This window comes from Martinezella paranaensis, assembly GCF_014200235.1.
Lineage (GTDB): Bacteria > Pseudomonadota > Alphaproteobacteria > Rhizobiales > Rhizobiaceae > Rhizobium > Rhizobium paranaense.
The window spans coordinates 187,200-205,769 of the sequence record NZ_JACHBI010000011.1 but is presented as its reverse complement, the minus strand read 5'-3'; the positions used below and the strand labels follow the sequence as shown (position 1 = coordinate 205,769).

The following is an 18,570-nucleotide window of genomic DNA, read 5'->3' as shown; positions in this document are numbered from 1 at the left end:
GATGGAACATCTGACAACGGCACAAGCGGCTTTTGTGGTTGATGCGCCTCTAGACACTTTCAAAAAGGTTGTCGAGCGCGCGCCGATCAAGCCGCAACTCGTGAAGCGAGGCGGTCGGAATATTAGGCAGTTCGGTCAAGCCGAGCTGGTATTTCTCCATGCCTATGACGAACTCAAACAGGCGCTGACACCCAAGAGCCAGTCCGAATTCTACGAGGCGTTGCGAAGCTCTCTCAAACGCGGTCACGCGAAAGAGGTCGTGTTCGGTAAACAGCGCTACGACATTGGTCAGCACCTGGTCTTCGTCGAGCGTAAGCTGAAGGAACTCGACAAGCTCACTGCTCAAATCGACCTATCCGGCAAGGAACCGCTAATCCGGGGAACGCAAATCGAGGCGCATCGGATTGCCGCTCTCCTCGACGCCGGCGCGACTGTCAAAGATGTCCTTCGCGACTATCCCTCCTTGAAGGAGCAACAGGTCGTTTCCGCGGGAGTCTATGCGGAGGCGCATCCGAAGGCGGGGCGGCCGTATCCGAAGCAAACGGCAAAAGCCGCCATGCGCGCAGCCGATCTTAGCGCGTTGGATGACTGAGCTTGAAATATCTGCTCCATACAAATGTCTTAAAGGAAATCGGTCGACCCGAGCCGCACGAAAATGTGGCGGCCTCGATACGGTTGACGATACTGATCTCGCGATCAGCGTGATCTCGGTTCGAGAGGTTCCGAAAAGCATCGAGAGAAAGCGGAACACCGACGAGGCTGTCGCCCGCCGGTGGGGGCAAATGCCGGGACAATCGGACAAGATTCCGACGTTATCGGTTTGGCCGCGACGGCGCAGGTAAATGACCTTGTCGTCGTCACCCGAAACACCGCTGATTTTCAAGGGCGGGCGTCACAATCCTGGACCCGTTTAAGAAGACTGCCAAACCTGCCTGGCCAGGCTCGTCTGCCGATTAATCATGTTCGAAAATGCATTTAGTTCGTTTAGTGCGGAAAAGCCAAAATGATTATTGCAAAAGAGACGGTGCCCGGTTGAGCGACCGAAATGTGCTTGTGGTCGAGCCCGCATTCTTCATGCAACAAGGTGTCGATATGGTGTGCTGGGATGCCGCTCTCGGCTCTAAAAGCTTCCGCGAGCTCGATGTCGAACATCGCTCTCGTCATTCGGGCGCGAGCGCGCAAAATTTCCTTCTTCGCCTTGGTTAATGTTTCGCCATCGATTTTGTCGAGCCACGCGTTGTAGCGATCGCGCGCTGATGCGCTGCGTTCTTCTGCAGGCTTATTGAAACGCTGACGACCAGGCAGCATTCTGGTTAAGTGTAGATCGCGCCAGAAGATTGCTACCGGTCAGAGTGAACTGGCCGAGTCTCGCTGATCTCAACTTTGGGCAAGCTGCTGGCTTCAAAAAGAGGAGCACTAAGCCGCTTCTCTTCGTCCATCAAGTGGCCAAGCTGCCGTGCCGATAGCGCCGCGACTTTATGCACTAAAACGGAAACTATTAGGCTGCTGACGGCCATTGCGTAGGGAATCCAATTGGGCTGAACCCTTTCAATCGACAGAGAAATAAAGGTTGAGAAGCCACCGACTGCCAAGATCGAGATCGCTACACCGTTAAAATACGCGATTTGAGCCCGTAGTTGCTCTTTCTTCGCCTCAGACATCGACGGCCCTCCATTGATCCCGGCACGCAGTCATTTTCAACCCGGTAATATTAAAATGCGTGGCTTTATCAGCTCCGGAACATTATACCCTTGCACGGTGATCGTAAGCTCACGGTTGGCATCATCCTTGTGCCCGAACAAGTAGGTCCAACTGCTCTCAGAACGTTTCTGGACCAGCTTCTTGAATTTGGGGTGCGCTGGAGTAACCTCTCCGATCTTCGCAAGGACGGCGCTGAAATCCTTATTCCGATTAAAGATAAGGACCGCTGCTTTTGTATCTCGCCAGCTAAGATAAGAAAGCACCTGATCAAGGGTTTCCAGATAGCCCTTTTCGCCGGTCCAGAATTTGCATTCGCCAATAAAGATATTTTTCCTATCGACTTTGATCAGAATGTCGGACTTTCCTTCATAGTTGAAAGTTTCGGCCGTCGCATCGCCGGCAAAATGCCCATTGAGCTGGACTAGAAAATGGGTCCGCAAGCTCTCTCCATCGATTTCCCGGAACGCCCCGGGGCTTTGCTCCATGACGCCGACCATATTCTCCATCACCAATAGAACATGCTCATAGTCTTCTGGGGTGAGAATAGGCTCTGGCTTGTACGGATCGCGAGAAGCAACGGGCCTTGGGACAGAAGGATGAATGGTACGACGGACGGAAGGAACTGCGAACGTTTGGCTCGCGCCGGGGCGCTCCTTCATTTTAAAACCCAACCCAGCAAGAAGCGATTTGCCTCGGAGAAGTTTTTCCTTGCGATGGTCAATTGTTCTCATCGCTAAGTCCCCTAGGCTCGCGTTGTAGGCCTGCGCGTCATTTGTCAACCAGCTCAAATGCAGATTGATCGATGCAACCATTCCATCGATCTGCTGCCTCACGCGCTCTGCCGTAAGATCGGTTCCCGCGATGGAAAACGAGATAACGCCATCGTCCACATGCGCCCGGGGATTGTTGAAATTGCTGGTCGTGGGCTGGATATCAAATCCGACTTTATCGCCGGTGAAAGGCAGCTCGACGTCAACTGCCGTTCCAGTAATGTAATGCGGGCGCGAACGGTCATCTATCCACCTGTTTTGATCCTGACTGATATCGATTTGAGCTTCCCGTTGGTCGACCACCAAATCATCTGGGTAAATCGTGGGAACCTCGAACGCGAATTCGCTCACAAGGTAACGAGCCAGATCGGTGGTAGACGTATTGAGAAGCTCGTCGCCATTCTTGGCCTCGACAGTAGCAATCAGCTTTTGCCTCCACGCCTCTTGCGTTGCGAACCAGTCACCTTTGTTGAAAAGGTAGTCATTATACCAATCGGCATTGGTCAGAACCGATGTGCCCAGTCGCGCATTCCGATTGACATGATCTTCCAGGGCTGGTCGACCAGCTTGTTCCAAGCGGCGCAGCAATGATTGACGATGTCGTCGTAGGATGTGAAGACGCGGTTCGACAGCCAGTTGTCGCGCAGGAATTGCCAGACATTTTCAACAGGATTCAGTTCTGGGGATCGCGGCGGCAGGAAGAGCAGGGTGATGTTTTCCGGCACGATCAGCTTGGCCGATGAATGCCAACCCGCCTGATCGAGGATCAGAACCGCGTGCGCACCGTTATCGACCTCGCGGCTGATTTCCTGAAGGTGCGCGTTCATTGCCTCTGTGTCGCACCAGGGCATGACAATGCCTGCACCCTTACCCTTCTTCGGGCAGATCGCCCCGAATATGTAGGTCCATAGCGTTCGCTGATCGTGGGGGGCCGATGGACGCGTTCCCCGTTGCGCCCATCGCCGCGTCATCTTGTTCTTTTGCCCGATGCGGGCTTCATCTTGCCACCACAGCTCTATTTCTGTGCCTGGAGCGAGGGTCTTGCTGATCGCGCTGATCTCTTCCGGGAAACTTATGGAATGGCCCGCCCTTTCACCCAGCATCGAGTAGGATGCTGATATCGGGAAAGAGAAAGGAACGAGCGAATGTCTATTGCTATCCTCGGTGTTGATCTGGGCAAGAACTCTTGCAGCATAGTTGGCGTCGATGCGGCCGGTGCCGTGGTCGTTCGTCGTACAATGCGCCGGCAGACGCTGATCGACTATGTGACGAAGCTTCCGGCCTGTGTGGTCGCAATGGAAGCATGTTGCGGCGCGCATCATCTGGGACGCCTGTTTATGGCGCAAGGCCACCAGATCCGGTTGATGTCGCCCGAATACGTTCGCCCATATATCAAAGCGCAGAAGAACGATGACCGCGATGCGGAGGGGATCGCGGAGGCCGCTTCACGGCCGACAATGCGTTTCGTTGAACTCAAGAGCCAGGAGCAGTTAGATATCCAGACGTTGCATCGGGTGCGTTCGCGCCTCGTAGCCGAACGAACGAACCTTCTCAACCAATTGCGAGCGATCTTGCTGGAACGCGGGGTGATCTTTCCTGCTGGCAGGCGAAAGTTCGAGCTTGATTTGGATCGCATGCGTTCCGAGGGCAATGAGACCTTGTCGCCCCGCATGCGTCAGCTGATTGACGGGCTGCGTGCCGAATGGAAAGAGCTCGACGCGAAGATTGGGGCGCTGAACGATGAGTTTGTCCAACTGGCGCGCAACGATGCCGCCACACGCAGGTTGACCTCGATCCCTGGCATTGGGGTGCTCAACGCGACGGCTTTGGTCGCGGCCGTGGGTAATGCAAGCAGCTTTGCCAAGGCCCGAGACCTTGGCTCCTGGCTTGGGTTGGTTCCGAGACAATACAGCACGGGCGGCAAGGCACGGCTGCTTGGGATATCCAAGCGTGGCAACACCTATCTGCGCACTTTGCTCATCCATGGCGCGCGTGCGGCATTGCCATCGCTTTCAAAAAGCGACACTCCTTTGGGGCGATGGCTGACAGCAATGATCGAGAGAGGCGTGCATCGGAACGCAGTGGTGGTGGCGTTGGCCAACAAGCTGGCGCGTATCGCTTGGGCCGCTTTACGCAAAGAGACACGCTTCGAACGCGGTTACCTGGTAGCGACGGCATAATTGGGTCGGAACATGCTATCGCACGTAGCCCAATGAGGTTTGCAGGAAGGATCGTGAAGATGGCCTGACAGTCGATCGGCGTTTGGAAAGCCCGGTTTAAAAAATGGCACATGATGCCGAGAAACTTATGGGGCTCTAGACGCGCGGATGTCCATCTTGGCCATGGGGGCGACCCATGAGACCGTATACGTTGACGCAGACTGATCAGAACACCGTAAAATCTTCTTGCAGACGGGCGGGCCATACGTTTTTTAAAATCCTCCACCGCCAATTCGTTCTGGGCATAGTGGCGAGGACGGGCAGACAGCTTGGCAAAGCCCATGGCCTTCAACTCACGTCCCACGTGCTTTCGTCCAGCGATATCCGATAGTCCTCGAATATCAAGCGTGCCAGGTCCTTCAACCGCCAGCGCACAACGCCGTGAATCGCCGGGATCGGCCCCTTCTCCACAAGACGACGAAGCTCCTGGCGCTGATCGTCGTTGAGTTTCGGACGCTTGCCCGGAGCCTTCACGTTTAAAAGACCCTCAGGGCCTTGCGTGTTAAAGCGCTCGACCCAGTCCCGCACGATCTGCACAGTCACGCCACCAACTCTCGCGGCCTCGCCGCGCGTCGCTCCATCATAAATCTGCGCGAGAGCCAGAAGCCGCCGCGTCTGAGCGGCATCTTTCGACAGCCGCGCCGCCTTGCGCAAGTCATCGCCAACATAATCCGTCCGAAGCCGAAGTGCTGATCCCATGGCAAACCTCCCGTTTGCACCATGGATTCAGATTCATCGCGTTTTGTGAACCCTCAAGAGTCAGCAGCAATGCCGATTGGTATTAGAGCCAGAACGATAGCCGCGCATGGATAAACGTCTCCCAAGATCAAGCACTTAAGGAGATAATATATTACCGATTACCAGATATACCCATTCTGAGACCTACAATGAGCATTGCGCACAGCTTTTTTCAGTGTTGGCTGCTTTATATTGCGTCGGGTTACTGCATTTCGACGCTTGCCGCCCTCGTGGTTTTTTCATCCTGATGGGCGCCCCCGCTCCAGCTCTTTAGATATCGATCCGAATTTCAGAGAGTGACGGTACCCTCAATGCATGTCGTTACTTCGCCGCCAATCCAGATTTCCGCGCCCAACTGGTCCACATGGCCGGGAATTATCGGGGCACCCAAAATCGCAAAAACGCCCGCCAAGCATGTGATGTAGGCTCGCATAGCGCGAATCGATAAATGGCCGTATTGAACTGGGCAATCTATCTCGAATGACAACAGTTAAATGGGAACGCACGATACCATGCCGCATGAAATTCTCGACTTCGTTGCCCGAATAGCATGGCCGTCTGTCGCGTTGACAGCCATCGTCATTCTCGGACCGTTTGGCGTGTTAAAAACTACCTTGGGCGAAGTGGCGGTCAAGCTTTTTGGAATCACGTCAGCCGTGCATGATTTCAAAATAATCGCAACCGATTTTCACAAGACGCAGGAAGCCCTGAGAAATTCCACGGGTTGGGTGGACGAGTTGCAGATACAACTGCACTCAATTGCCGAGCAATTGGAAAGTCTGAGGCGTACGACACAGGACATCAACATCACGACCCAAGACTTGGCTATTACCGAGGGGAGCCGGTCGTTGGCACAGTCGGTCGAATCCGACGGTTCTGTCGAAAATGTCGAAGCAACCCTCCCCACTCTTTCCGTTGATCAGATGTATGATGATATTCGGGATCGCTGGTACACGTTGACGGAGCAGCTGAAGAGCAGGGTAGGTGCCGAAAACTTTGATGCTCGCTCCATCGGTGCTGTTGCTCGACGACACGTTGATGGTCGCCGTGCGCGTCCTCTCACTTTGATGGAGGCGGACAGGTTCGAACGACTTCATTCGCAGATGAAGCGTTTCAACCGCCTGCAGAGCACTCGGCACGAATGGTTGACACACGAAGTTTACAGCGCGTTCATTAAATCCGTCGAGCAGGCGACAGCCTCGCTCTCGGCAGCGAAGTCAGGACGAAGAGCTTGAAGATCGCTGCGCATGCCACGTGACAATTCTAATGGACCCGGCAGGAAACCTGCAAAAAGACATCCAAGTGGCCTTGCTTCGACAAAACATGACAGCTTGGCAGCGAACGTTTCTCGCCGACATCCAAGCTCTCTTTGAGCAGTCTGCCGGGATGCGCTCAAACTGCTCTGGTCGATCGCGCCATCGCAGCGGGTTGGCAGGTGGACGAGGTGCCAGGAGGACACATTCGCGTGGAGTCGGTGTTCTAAATGCTTGCCGGAAATGCAACCAATTCAATTGGCTCTACAGCTGCCAACATGGCGTTTCGACGAGCGAGGGTTTCGCGGTATTCCTGAGCCTCAACGTCTTTAAAGAATGGTGCACCAGGCGCGAGCCTCGCTACCGCCCGCTCGACCTCGTCAATCGACACTCTGAAGAATTCTTTGCGAAAGTTTTGAGCGTTGATGCGGGTCTTCTGGAATTCGTTGTGAAGCGCTCTCTCAAGGGCGGGAGCGTCGTCGCTGTAGATGATTGCATGAGTATCAAAGACAAACGGGACGCCGGCGTCACCAAGTTCGCGGACGCGATCGGCTGGATCCAGGCGCCTGGTCAGACCAATCTTTACGACCTCTTCGCCGAAAGAACCTATATTCGAGATAATGTAGACATATCCCGACCGCGTCTTCTCGGCCATCGCCTGCGCACGCTCAAACTTCGCGTGGGCATCAGCTAGGTCTTTTTCCAGCATCCGGATCTTTTCGTCGTATGCTCCAATTTGGTCGGCGGCGGCCTCATTCGCATCGGATTTGGCTTTGTCGAGAAGGCGCAGATAGCGATTCTCCTCCTCTTCCGCTCTTTCCATGTCCCGAAGCAGCTTCTGTTCCTCTCGCGCAGCGCGGGCCATCTCGGCGCGTTCCTCCCGCTCGGCCTTCAGCTTTTCACGGTATTCGTGGGTGACCTGCAACTCGACGAGTTTCTGTTTTAGAGTAAGCGCGAATTTCGCCGCACCTTTTTGCATTGAGCGTGTTTTGGCATGAAGTGTCCACTTAACGGAGGTGGACACCACGTGATTGAGAGCGATGAACAGAAACTGGCGGTGAGGCGGATTTTGCGCAACGGCCGCCGTCGATACGATCCGGCGTCGAAAGAGCGGCTGGTTGCTGCCTGCCTGGAGCCCGGCGTGTCGGTATCGCGGCTTGCGCTTGAACATGGGATCAATGCCAACCTTCTTCGGAAATGGATAAAGACGGCCAAGGACGCCGTTGCTTTGCCGCCACCTGCGCTGTCGGCGTTCATTCCGGTTCAAGTCAGCGCTGCGCAGCACAGTTTGCCGATGCAGAGCAGTTCGGTGGGCTGGCCTGCTTTGCCTGGTGAGGAGCGGCTGTCGAGGTCGTCGCCACTCCCAGCCAAGGTGAGCGCGGCTTTGCCGAATGGCGTGAAGCTGACGCTGGAATGCGGTGATGTGGATGCATTGACGGCAATCATCGGAGCTCTCGGCCATGTTCAGACTGGGCGCTGATCTCAACGTCTATCTGCATCGCGAACCGATCGACTTTCGCGCCGGCATCAACAGCCTTGCGGTCCTGGTGCAGGAGGTGATGGAGCTTGACCCGTTCGCGCCTGCGATCTTTGCGTTTTGCAATCGCCGCCGCGACCGGATGAAGTTGTTGTTCTTCGATCGGTCCGGTTTTGTGATGGTCCTGAAGCGCTTGACGGAAGACAGGTTCCGATGGCCACGCCGGGAGACTGCGGTGGTGACGCTTTCGACCGAGCAGCTCCACTGGATTCTCGACGGCATCGACATTGACGCGATGGTTCGCCATCCGGTGCGGCAATATCAAGTCGCTGGCTGAAGGATATCGAATTGAGCGGTTGACGCGGCGGCATGCTTTCGATTCAAGAATCTGATGAATCGAACTGGCGAACCGACTGTTGAGGAGCTGATGGCGCGCATTGCCGCGCTGCAGGCGGAAAACCGTCAACTTGCCGAGCGCGTCGTCAAACTCGAGGAAGAGCTGGCGCTTGCTCGCTCACATCGTTTTGCGCCGAAGAGCGAAAAGCACATTGATCGCCTCTTCAATGAAGCCGAACAGGTCGCCGGTGAGGATGACAGCGAAGAAGGCGATGTCGTCGATCTTCCGGACACCGGCTTGCCGCCGGCAGAAAAGCAGGAAGGCAAGAAGCGCGGCCGCCGACCGTTACCGGAAAACCTGCCGCGCGAACGCGTCGAATATGACCTGCCCGACGATCAGAAGGCTTGCCCCTGCTGCCATCACCAAATGCATCGCATGGGTGAGGCCGTTAGCGAGCAGCTTCATATCGAGGTGAAGGCAAAGGTCCTTCAGAATGTGCGGTTCAAATATGCCTGCCGGAATTGCGACCGCACCGGCATCAACACGCCGGTCATCATTGCGCCGATGCCCGCGCAACCCTTGCCGGGCAGCATTGCCACGGCCTCGACGCTAGCCTTCGCGTTGGTGCACAAATATGTCGATGGCACGCCACTCTATCGTCTGGCACAGGCCTTCGAGCGCGCCGGCGTTCCTGTCAGCCGCGGTGCTCTGGGGCACTGGGTGATCGGCTCGAGCGAGAAGCATCTCGTCCGCATCTATGACGCGCTGAAGCTGCGGCTTCGATCACAGTCTCTCATCCATGGCGACGAGACGACTGTTCAGGTCCTGAAGGAAAAGGACAGAGCGGCCACCGACACATCCTTCATGTGGGCTTATCGCAGCGGTGAGGACAGTGCCGAGCCGATCGTGCTTCTCGATTATCAGCCGGGCCGCGGACAGATCTATCCGCAGGCCTTTCTCGGCGATTACCGCGGCATATTGATGAGCGATGGTTATTCCGCCTGGCGCACGCTGGAGGGGGCCACCCACATTGGATGTATGGCCCATTCAAGACGGCGGTTTGTCAATGCTCTCAAGACGAGAAACAAACCCGGCGGCCCACCGGAGCAGGCCCTCAAGTTCTTCGAACAACTCTACCGGATTGAAAAGCAAGCGCGCGACGAAATACCGGATGACGGCGAAACGCGAGATCATTGCATTCGCCGCTTTCGCCAGGAACATAGCGTTCCCATCCTGAATGCCCTGAAAAAATGGCTCGATGAAATCGCCCCGAAGGTCTTGCCGGACAGCAAGCTTGGCGATGCCATCTCCTACACGCTGAACCAATGGGAATATCTGACGCGTTACACAAATGATGGCAGGATGCCGATCGACAACAACCTTCTGGAGCGTGACATCAGGATTTTTGCAACTGGCAGAAAAAGCTGGCTGTTCAGCGACACCGTCGATGGAGCAAAGGCCAGCGCCGTGGTCTACAGCCTCATGCTGACATGCCGGGCTTGCGGCGTCGAGCCACTGGCCTACTTGCGCCACGTCCTCACCGAGTTGCCGCAGCGCGCCGACGACGCCGACATCTCTGACCTGCTGCCATTCAACTTTCCAAAGGCCGCAGCGGCCTGATCAACGCAGAAACCGTTCCCAAGTCGAACACCGCGCCGGAATCGCGGGCGTCAACGTGCAGGGAAATGAGCGTTTACGTTTTAGATACTCATCGGTAATATGGACGTCGTTCGTAGCGTTCAGATTGTCTATTTGCTGGCGAGCGTTGACGATCCGCTTTTCCATCGCGTTCGCATTGTTCCAGCGGACATTTGCGACCGCTGCATCGCACTCGTTGTTGAAAGCTCTGAGCGCGAGCTTCACGTTGCGATTGTTCATCGTCTGGCCCTTGGCCTTACTGCCACTAACCGTCCACTCCGTTTTTGCGATTGCAGCGATCTTGTTCGAAACCATCCGTTTCTGGGTCTCGCGGTTCTCAATGATCGTTTGTTTGTACTGCTCACTGTCGGTGTAATCGAAATGAGGCTCATATACGCCCATCTCGGCGAACGCCAATTTCTCATCGAAAATCGCTACCTCCTTTGCGAGGCGGTCGAAGATCGCTTTCTTTTCGTTATAGGAAGACCTCAAATTTGAAATGTCCACTGAGACTGAATTCGCGATATCGCGTAGTCGCTGGACTTCTGCTTCCTCATTTAGGATAGGGCTATATTTTACTTCCAACGCACGCACGCTGCCCTCGGCACGTTTTTTGCGTATGGACTGTTTCCACGCAATGACGCTCGCAACAATCGCCCAAAGCGGAAACCCAATGATAAATACAAGCCCAATGATTTGACCGCTTGTCATTATGAACTCCCCTGCCACCCCTGGATGAGGACGTTAAGCTGCGATCTCGACTTTGCAAGCGGATGTTACGGATAACATTAGTTGTGCAGCGGTTTAATTTCGCCTGCCGACTGAGCAGGTGCCGCGTCCCGAATGATGCGAGCTGTGCAGAGCTGCGCCAGGAACGGAGATCTGCGAAGATGATCATCTTACCCATGTATCTCGGTGTCTTACGCATCCAGGAGCAGAGTTTATGGCTCAAACAACTCGCGGAAGCCTTGCGGCTTGATGACGAGGTATTGGTTGCAGTTCCTGCCAGCTCACCCATACCGCTTTGTTCTGGGAAGCGGCCAGCATATCCAATTTGGCTTCGATAAGGTAATTCTGGGTCTCGATCCTTTAGGTCAATGGAAAGAACGGCAGGCTTTCATCGCATAGACGCAGCATCCGCTTGAGTGAGGCCTTCAAGTTCACCGCGCAAAGCCGGTGGGGCGAAACAGTATGGTCACCTAACCGGCAAAAGGCGTTTGTATTTTCGTGTCTTGAAGAACACTATTCATGCAAATCTTCCATCTTGAACTCCTCGGGTCGAAAATGGGCGTGTATTTCAAGTTGCAAACCGTTGACACGCAAAGCGCCTCAATCGCTTATTGGAGGAGGGCGATTCAATGGATCAGCTGAGAGGGAGCGCTCGGCTGAGGTTATTTGTAAGTCATGTCTATACTACTGCGAACGATATCGGCGTTTCCGACGGGCCGGACAACGAACGAACTATTTGCGTTGCTTGATGTCGATTTTGATCCGCGCAGGCGTACGGAAATTTACGCCGAGTTATCTGCCCTCAGCGAAGCTGGAAAAGTGGCCAAAGGCCGCGATGGTCGGTGGCGCCCAATTGCCACCGCGAACAAGACAGGCACCCAACCCGTTTCTTCAATTGCCACCAATACCATAGTAACTGACAATCTTACCCTCAGGCCCGTCCACGCGACTTTCCGGACCTCAAGGTCTTCCGTCGGCGAAGGTGAAGTCGCAGATACTTTCGCGGCGTTCGATCCCAATGCGTTGCTTCGATACTATCGATCCGCATTACGATCAGACCCGAGAGGTGCGATCACTCAAGTTGAAGATCGCCATTCTGTTCAATGGCAACTGTTCACTGGCCTTGGGCCTCTGACGCCCGAAGAGGGGCAGGTCCTCACCATCTCGATACCTCTCGACGAGTTGCCAGATGACTTTCGGCAGGCTCTCGTCAAGCGGGAAGCGAACGAACAGTCGCTCGCCGTGGGCTGGCCTCTGGGTGTTGGGAAAAAGCAAGGTGTAGCTGTTGTCTGGCCGGTTGGTCTCATCAGCGCTGACTGGAAGCGCAGTCCGACGCACCTAGAAGTATCGATCGATACGGATGACATCGTCGCAAACCCCGACTGGATCAAGGGCGTGGCGAGAAGCGCCAATTGGAAAGAGGCAGGGCTGCGCGACGTGTTCACGCAGGCCGAGGGATTGGGCTTCCGGCGGGATGAATTTCTCTCCCGATTGAAGGAGGCTGTTTCGGGCACCTTTCGGGGACGTATCTCAGGCCAGCAAATGCGAATTGAGCTGGATCCTAACATCGTCTGTTGGTTTCCACGCAGAACTGAGCCGGTTAGGCGCATAATTTCCATTGAGAATTGAGCCATGTGAACCTTCCCCCAGCGCGGAGAGCGACGGGGGCAACGGAGTGATCCACATGGGACTTTTAAACATTATCCGCCGGATGGCGTTGCGCGAGAAGCTATCGATCCGCGAGATCAGTCGGCGCACCGGGCTGTCGCGGAACACAATCGCGAAGTATCTGAGCGCGGGCACGATCGAGCCGACGTTCACGGTACCGGAGCGGCCGAGCAAGCTTGATGCATTCGCAGAGAAACTCTCGGGCTGGCTGAAGACCGAGGCCGGGAGGTCACGCAAGCAGCGCCGAACGCTGAAGCAACTTCATGCCGATCTGGTGGTTCTGGGCTTTACCGGCTCCTACGGTCGCGTCGCTGCCTTTGCCCGTGAGTGGCGGGCTGAGCAGCAGACGGCCGGCCGAGGCATATTCGTTCCTCTGTCTTTCCGCCCAGGCGAAGCATTCCAATTCGATTGGAGTGAAGACTATGCCGTGATCGGCGGCGAGCGCACGAAGCTTCAGGTCGCGCATATCAAGTTGGCGCACAGCCGGGCCTTTCTGGTCAGAGCCTACCTGCTGCAAACCCATGAGATGCTCTTCGACGCCCACTGGCACGGCTTCCGGGTCTTCGGCGGTGTGCCTGCGCGAGGGATCTACGACAATATGCGCACCGCGGTCGATCGCGTCGGCCGCGGCAAGGAGCGGCAGGTCAACATCCGCTTCCTGGCGATGACGAACCACTACGTCTTTGCGCCCGAGTTCTGTAATCCTGCTGCGGGCTGGGAGAAAGGGCAGGTCGAGAAGAATGTTCAGGATGCCCGACCACGTTTGTGGCAACAGATGCCGGACTTTCCCGATCTGCCGGCGTTGAACGCCTGGCTGGAACAGCATTGCCAGGACCTGTGGCGGGAGACACCGCATGGCACCTTGCCCGGCACGATTGCGGATGTATGGGCTGATGAGCGGGCATCATTGATGACACTGCCTGCCGCGTTTGACGGCTTTGTCGAGCAAAGCAAACGGGTCTCACCCACCTGCCTGATCACCTTCGAACGAAACCGCTATAGCGTGCCCGCATCGTTTGCGAACCGGCCCGTCAGCCTGCGAATCTATCCCGAGCGGCTGGTCGTTGCAGCCGAGGGCAACGTTCTTTGCGAACATGTGCGGGTCATTGAGCGCAGTCACGACAAGCCGCCGCGGACGATTTACGACTGGCGACACTACCTTGCCGTCATCCAACGCAAGCCCGGTGCCTTGCGCAATGGCGCACCCTTCCTGGAACTACCACCGGCCTTTCGACAACTGCAGGACCAGATGCTTCGCCGCCCCGGCGGTGATCGCGAGATGGCCGATATCCTTTCTCTCGTTCTTCATCACGACGAACAGGTCGTCCTCCGCGCTGTGGAACTGGCTCTGGATGCCGGCGTGGCAACCAAAACGCATGTGTTGAACCTGCTGCATCGGCTGATCGACGGCAAGACCAGTGATGGTCCCGATATCGACACACCACAGGCGCTGACCTTGCTGCGCGAACCCAAGGCCAATGTCGAACGCTATGACGGGCTGCGTGTCCGGATCGTAGGAGGTCGCCATGCGTCATGATCCAGCCAGCGCCGCCGTCGTCATCATGCTGCGTAGTCTGAAGATGTATGGCATGGCCCAAGCGGTCACGGATCTGATCGAGCAAGGAGCGCCAGCCTTCGATGCGGCCGTGCCGATCCTGTCCCAGTTGCTGAAAGCGGAAATGGCCGAACGCGAGGTCCGCTCCATCGCCTATCACATGAAGGCTGCCCGCTTCCCGGCCTACAAGGACATCTCCGGATACGACTTCGCCGCCAGCGAAATCAACGAAGCGACGGTGCGCCAACTGCACCGATGCGAGTTCATGGACGGAGCGCAGAATGTCGTGCTCGTCGGCGGGCCTGGCACGGGAAAAACACATATCGCGACCGCTCTCGGTGTCCAGGCGATCGAGCATCATCGCCGAAAGGTCCGCTTCTTCTCGACCATCGAATTGGTCAACGCCCTCGAGCAGGAGAAGGCCAAAGGCAAGGCCGGTCAGATCGCTGAGACGTTGGTTCGTCTCGATCTGCTGATCTTGGATGAACTCGGATACCTTCCGTTCAGCGCTTCGGGCGGCGCATTGCTCTTCCACCTGCTGAGCAAGCTTTACGAGCGCACCAGCGTCATCATCACCACCAACCTAAGCTTCAGCGAATGGGCCACAGTCTTCGGCGACGCCAAGATGACGACCGCTTTGCTCGACCGCCTGACCCACCGTTGCCACATCCTGGAAACCGGAAATGACAGCTTTCGATTCAAGGCCAGTTCGGCCGCCGCGGCGCAAAAGAGAGGAGAAAAAGCCAGCCCATTGACCAAACCCTGATCAGAAAACCATACTCAGAGGTGGCTCACTTCTCGGTGGAAAAACCGGCTCAGTTCCGCGTGGAAACCAACAATCGTCGGCATCCATGATATCGCCGCACTCTTTCTACCGACCGATACTACCTTCACTGCCGGAGCTGTGCGTGACCTCGATACAATTGCAGCGTGGCCGAAGGAAAAATTGGCCACGACTGCGCTGGCGCCGATCCTCGGCTTGGATGCACCCGTTGCAACTAGGCTTGCTCCCGTCATCAACACGGGCGACTTGAATAAGGAGCAGATTGATGCGGTGAGGCGGTCTCTCCTCGCACCGCTTACGGTGGTAACCGGTCCGCCGGGGACCGGCAAAAGCCAGGCCATCGTGTCCATCGCTGCTTCCGTGATTGCCGATGGTGGAAGCGTACTTGTTGCATCGAAGAACCACCAAGCCCTCGATGCTGTCGAGACCAGGCTTGGTGGCATCGCTCCGCAGTCTCCGTTCCTAGTGAGGACGCTTGATCCTACACGCGACATCGATCAATCGTTCGATCAGGTGCTTGGCGAACTTGTCAGCGAGCCCACAAGAGGTGCGGCTGAGCCAGACTTGGTTCTACTGTCGAAACTCTCGACGCTCGCGCAAAATCGAAATCGGCTGCTCGACCAGATCGACGAGCTTTCGCGTATCCACGGGTTGATTGCGGAGCTTTTGGAGAGGCTCGAGGCGCAGGAGGCGAGCAGCGCTGAACGCGGAGTCCAGACATTGGTAGAGCCCGAAAAAAACCTCGTCATTCGGTTGATCAACACAATACTGGGAGCTTTCGGTCTTAAATCGAAGTTGTTGGTAGGCAGCCAACGTTCCGGTGGAGAGACAACGCTCGCCACCCTCAGGCAGCGTCTAAAACAGCTCCGCTCTGAATTAGCTACGATCGAAGTAAAGGGTGATCCAGTCGCGATTACGCAGGAGATAGGAGAGGTCGCTCGGGAGCTTCTTCCCAAAGTTCTGGCGTCAAAGGTCAACCTGACTGAGATCGACCGACGGAGGCTAGGCGAGGAGCTTGCCAACCTAGAGCTTGCTCAAAACACCGGGCCGCTGCCATCTGAATTGGCCGGTGAAGTTGTAAGTCACCGGCCCCTGTGGTTGGTTTCAGTCCTTGGCGCGGCACGGCGAGTGCCGCTGTCAGACAGCTTATTCGATCTCGCGATCTTTGATGAAGCAAGCCAGTGCGATATCGCGTCAGCACTGCCGATCTTCGCTAGGGCAAAACGTGCTGTCGTTGTCGGTGACAATCGCCAGCTTTCCTTCATCAGCCAGTTGGGCATTGCGCATGATCGAAACCTGATGCAGGCCCAGAACCTGCCGGTATCAAAGATGGGTCGGTTCGCGCAGAGCCGGAGATCGCTATTCGACTTGGCGGACCTCACGCCCGGGGCGGCGAAGGTTATGCTTCGCGATCAATATCGATCCGCTGCCGATATCGTTGGCTACATCAACGAACACTTTTATGGTGGTCAATTGCGGGTTGCAGGTGACCAGGACAAGCTCAAATCACCAAGGGGCATGAAGCCAGGTATTGCGTGGACCGATGTACCGGCGCCAACATCACCAATGATCGGCAACATCAATAATTCTGAGATCGCCGCGATAGTGCAGCATGTCCGCATGCTCCTCGTGGATCAAGGATATAGCGGGTCGATCGGGGTCATCGCTCCTTTCCGGCCGCAGGTATACGCGTTGGAGCAAGCGATCCACGCAGAAGTCAATGAAAAGCTTCGTGTCAAGGCTGAACTGCGTGTCGGCACGGTTGACAGTTTCCAAGGTCAAGAAAGAGACCTTATCCTTTTCTCACCCACGCTCGGCCATTCGAGTGCGATCAGCGCGGTCACGTTCGTGCAGAAAGACTGGCGCCGCCTGAACGTTGCCATTAGCCGCGCCCGGGCCGTCGCCCATGTCTTTGGCGATTTGTCGTATGCGCGATCTGGCAAGGTGCGGAGTCTTCAACGGCTAGCCGCTACGGCAACCGAACCAAAGGGCCGCATCGGCGAGGGCACGTTTGACAGCAATTGGGAGCGAATTGTGGACGCGGCGCTTAGGAAGCGCGGCTTGAACCCCGTTGCTCAATTCGAAGTCGCCGGTCGTCGCCTGGATTTTGCACTGTTTGGCAGCGGCGATGTCAAGCTCGACCTGGAAGTCGATGGTCGACATTGGCATGCCGACACCGACGGCAAAAGAAAGCTTGGCGACTATTGGAGAGACCATCAGTTGAAATCGCTTGGCTGGAAAATCCAGCGCTTTTGGGTGGACGAACTAGCTCAGGATTTGGAGGGGTGCATTGAACGCGTCGCAAAACAGCTTTCCTAGATCGCGGCGGTTTACCTATATCGCTTTGACGCTTGGCTTGCTCTCAGCGGCCGCGATCTCTGTCGCGTTGATTCAGGTCGACGCTCTTGAGCGCGACTACGGTGCCGTGCGTTCCGACATTCAGCGCTATAACAATGAGCGGACAGAGGCGCTGGGCCGACGCGATAGTGTCCTTTCGGAAATCTCTCAACGAAGTGTAGAAGCCGATGGTATTCGGAAAACCATCGCTGATCTGACCGCACAGCGAGATCGCCTCGACGCAGAGATAAACCAACAGACGGCATCGCTCGCCGAGGGCGTTGAGAAGCTTCAGGCGGGCCAAGAGCAATCGAAAGCGGCCGCCGATACTATTGCGGAAGCAGCTAAGGCCGAGAAGACGCTTGCGACCTTACGCTCTCAGAACGCTGACCTTGAAAAGCGGATTGCTGTCAATCAGGCAAAGATCGATCAGTCAAATGCCGACGTTGCACAAGCAGAAGATCGAAAAAGTGCTGCCGACGACGCGATTGCAGTCAGCGAAAAGGTCCGGCGCGATAAGGAGGCTGAAATCTCCAAATTAAACGCCCAGCTTCAGGACCTTGACGACAAAACACGTCAGGTCGCCGATCTTACCGCCCGTCAGGCCTCGTTGACGGCGCAAATGACGAAAATCACGAAAGATATCGGCGACAAACAACGTGCCTCGCAGGATTTAGACGCAACGATCGCAAAGCTCCAGGATCAGGCGTCCAAGGCGAAGGTCACTGCAGCTAAAACGGATGCCGACTTGGCCCGCCAGGACAGCAACCGTACGGACTTGGCCAACCAAGTCGGCGCTCTCGAAATGCGGAAGGCTGCATTGAACGGCGATCTCACGAGCGTGACCACAGCAGCGGACCGCGCACGATCAGATGCTGCAGCGGCTGAAGGCAGGCTAAAAATTGCCCAGGACGCGCTTGCAGAGGCGGAAAAATCTCTTCCGGTCGCGAAGGCACAATTAAATGATCTCCAGGCAGATGTCGCAGCTGCCACAACGCAACGTAACACGCTCAAAGAAGAGTTAAGCAGTCTTCAGGCACTGAAGTCTCGAACTTCGGCGGACAAAGCCGATGCTGATCGCGCAGCAGCTGAAAAAGCTGCTCTGGAAAAGGCTGTCGCAGACCTATCAAACCGACAAGCAGAACTGGCCAAAGAGCTGAGCTTGCGTCAGAGCGACCTAAATACTGTGAAAGCGGAGCTGGCCGAGCTTAACGGCAGGAAAGGGGTGCTTGTTCAGGAAATTGCATCTCTTTCAGACGCGAAGACGCCAAAGCAGACGGATGTGGCACCCGCGCCGCCAGCTATTGACGCCCCGACGACTACCCAGCCACAGCCTGAGAGGCCATAATTAGAGAGCGTCGACA

General features: G+C 56.1%; 17 protein-coding genes and 1 pseudogene. 11 read left to right on the top strand and 7 right to left on the bottom strand.

The genetic code is table 11. The features are described 5' to 3' along the window. The first annotated feature begins 1 nt into the window (after position 1). Positions 2-592, top strand: a complete 591-nt coding sequence (locus GGD50_RS24160; protein WP_004118299.1) for a DUF433 domain-containing protein — start codon at positions 2-4, stop codon at positions 590-592. A 392-nt stretch (positions 593-984) separates the two neighbouring features. Here the strand turns inward: GGD50_RS24160 and GGD50_RS24155 are convergent, their stop codons facing one another. The 4 genes and pseudogenes from GGD50_RS24155 to GGD50_RS24140 all read right to left on the bottom strand — a co-directional run. Then, positions 985-1,308: a hypothetical protein gene (locus GGD50_RS24155; protein ID WP_004118301.1), complete on the bottom strand. Its 324-nt coding sequence runs from the start codon at positions 1,306-1,308 to the stop codon at positions 985-987. A gap of 32 nt (positions 1,309-1,340) precedes the next feature. Continuing rightward, entirely contained in the window at positions 1,341-1,661 is a 321-nt protein-coding gene (locus GGD50_RS24150) for a hypothetical protein (RefSeq protein ID WP_004118303.1), read from the bottom strand. A gap of 36 nt (positions 1,662-1,697) precedes the next feature. Next, complete coding sequence (locus GGD50_RS24145) at positions 1,698-3,059, bottom strand: hypothetical protein (protein WP_240535429.1); 1,362 nt, start codon at positions 3,057-3,059, stop codon at positions 1,698-1,700. After that, a pseudogene (locus GGD50_RS24140) lies at positions 2,975-3,502 on the bottom strand (IS630 family transposase); the annotation flags it as partial. The pseudogene GGD50_RS24140 and the gene GGD50_RS24145, both read right to left, overlap by 85 nt. A 114-nt stretch (positions 3,503-3,616) precedes the next feature. On the opposite strand from GGD50_RS24140, the gene GGD50_RS24135 reads away from it, so the two are divergent. Continuing rightward, on the top strand, positions 3,617-4,651 hold the full coding sequence (locus GGD50_RS24135; RefSeq protein ID WP_004118306.1) for an IS110 family RNA-guided transposase: 1,035 nt from the start codon (positions 3,617-3,619) through the stop codon (positions 4,649-4,651). A gap of 327 nt (positions 4,652-4,978) precedes the next feature. Here GGD50_RS24135 and GGD50_RS24130 read toward each other — a convergent pair whose 3' ends face one another. Beyond that, positions 4,979-5,389, bottom strand: a complete 411-nt coding sequence (locus GGD50_RS24130) for a helix-turn-helix domain-containing protein (protein WP_004118308.1) — start codon at positions 5,387-5,389, stop codon at positions 4,979-4,981. A gap of 551 nt (positions 5,390-5,940) precedes the next feature. Here GGD50_RS24130 and GGD50_RS24125 point away from each other — a divergent pair. Then, on the top strand, positions 5,941-6,663 hold the full coding sequence (locus GGD50_RS24125) for a hypothetical protein (protein ID WP_245276698.1): 723 nt from the start codon (positions 5,941-5,943) through the stop codon (positions 6,661-6,663). A gap of 244 nt (positions 6,664-6,907) precedes the next feature. Here GGD50_RS24125 and GGD50_RS24120 read toward each other — a convergent pair whose 3' ends face one another. Continuing rightward, positions 6,908-7,852 (bottom strand): GIY-YIG nuclease family protein, encoded by a 945-nt coding sequence (locus tag GGD50_RS24120; RefSeq protein ID WP_240535430.1) that lies wholly within the window; start codon positions 7,850-7,852, stop codon positions 6,908-6,910. On the opposite strand from GGD50_RS24120, the gene tnpA reads away from it, so the two are divergent. From tnpA to tnpC, 3 genes are read left to right on the top strand one after another with little or no spacing between them, the layout of a single operon-like run. Next, complete coding sequence (gene tnpA / locus GGD50_RS24115; RefSeq protein WP_240535431.1) at positions 7,739-8,161, top strand: IS66-like element accessory protein TnpA; 423 nt, start codon at positions 7,739-7,741, stop codon at positions 8,159-8,161. The two genes, GGD50_RS24120 and tnpA, sit on opposite strands and share 114 nt — an antisense overlap. Beyond that, a complete protein-coding gene (tnpB, locus tag GGD50_RS24110) occupies positions 8,142-8,495 on the top strand; it encodes an IS66 family insertion sequence element accessory protein TnpB (RefSeq protein ID WP_004118312.1) in 354 nt (117 codons plus the stop codon). The genes tnpA and tnpB overlap by 20 nt, the downstream gene beginning before the upstream one ends. Before the next feature lie 54 nt (positions 8,496-8,549). After that, the gene (gene tnpC, locus GGD50_RS24105; protein WP_004118315.1) at positions 8,550-10,115 is read left to right on the top strand and encodes an IS66 family transposase; all 1,566 of its coding nucleotides are present in this window, start codon (positions 8,550-8,552) and stop codon (positions 10,113-10,115) included. Here the strand turns inward: tnpC and GGD50_RS24100 are convergent, their stop codons facing one another. Next, positions 10,116-10,844 carry an SNIPE associated domain-containing protein gene (locus tag GGD50_RS24100; RefSeq protein ID WP_051043305.1) on the bottom strand — a complete coding sequence of 243 codons (729 nt, stop codon included), beginning with the start codon at positions 10,842-10,844 and terminating at the stop codon, positions 10,116-10,118. A 759-nt stretch (positions 10,845-11,603) separates the two neighbouring features. Here GGD50_RS24100 and GGD50_RS24095 point away from each other — a divergent pair. The 5 genes from GGD50_RS24095 to GGD50_RS24075 all read left to right on the top strand — a co-directional run bounded on the left by GGD50_RS24095 (position 11,604) and on the right by GGD50_RS24075 (position 18,554). Further along, on the top strand, positions 11,604-12,491 hold the full coding sequence (locus GGD50_RS24095) for a hypothetical protein (RefSeq protein WP_183932624.1): 888 nt from the start codon (positions 11,604-11,606) through the stop codon (positions 12,489-12,491). Positions 12,492-12,546: 55 nt separating this feature from the next. Next, the gene (gene istA / locus GGD50_RS24090) at positions 12,547-14,067 is read left to right on the top strand and encodes an IS21 family transposase (protein WP_028754964.1); all 1,521 of its coding nucleotides are present in this window, start codon (positions 12,547-12,549) and stop codon (positions 14,065-14,067) included. Continuing rightward, positions 14,057-14,851 carry an IS21-like element helper ATPase IstB gene (gene istB, locus GGD50_RS24085; protein WP_004118321.1) on the top strand — a complete coding sequence of 265 codons (795 nt, stop codon included), beginning with the start codon at positions 14,057-14,059 and terminating at the stop codon, positions 14,849-14,851. The genes istA and istB overlap by 11 nt, the downstream gene beginning before the upstream one ends. 180 nt (positions 14,852-15,031) lie before the next feature. Continuing rightward, positions 15,032-17,188, top strand: coding sequence for an AAA domain-containing protein (locus GGD50_RS24080; RefSeq protein ID WP_240535432.1), 2,157 nt, complete (start codon positions 15,032-15,034; stop codon positions 17,186-17,188). Then, complete coding sequence (locus GGD50_RS24075; protein WP_004118324.1) at positions 17,160-18,554, top strand: coiled-coil domain-containing protein; 1,395 nt, start codon at positions 17,160-17,162, stop codon at positions 18,552-18,554. Before GGD50_RS24080 ends, GGD50_RS24075 begins: the two co-directional genes overlap by 29 nt. The last annotated feature ends 16 nt before the right edge of the window (positions 18,555-18,570 follow it).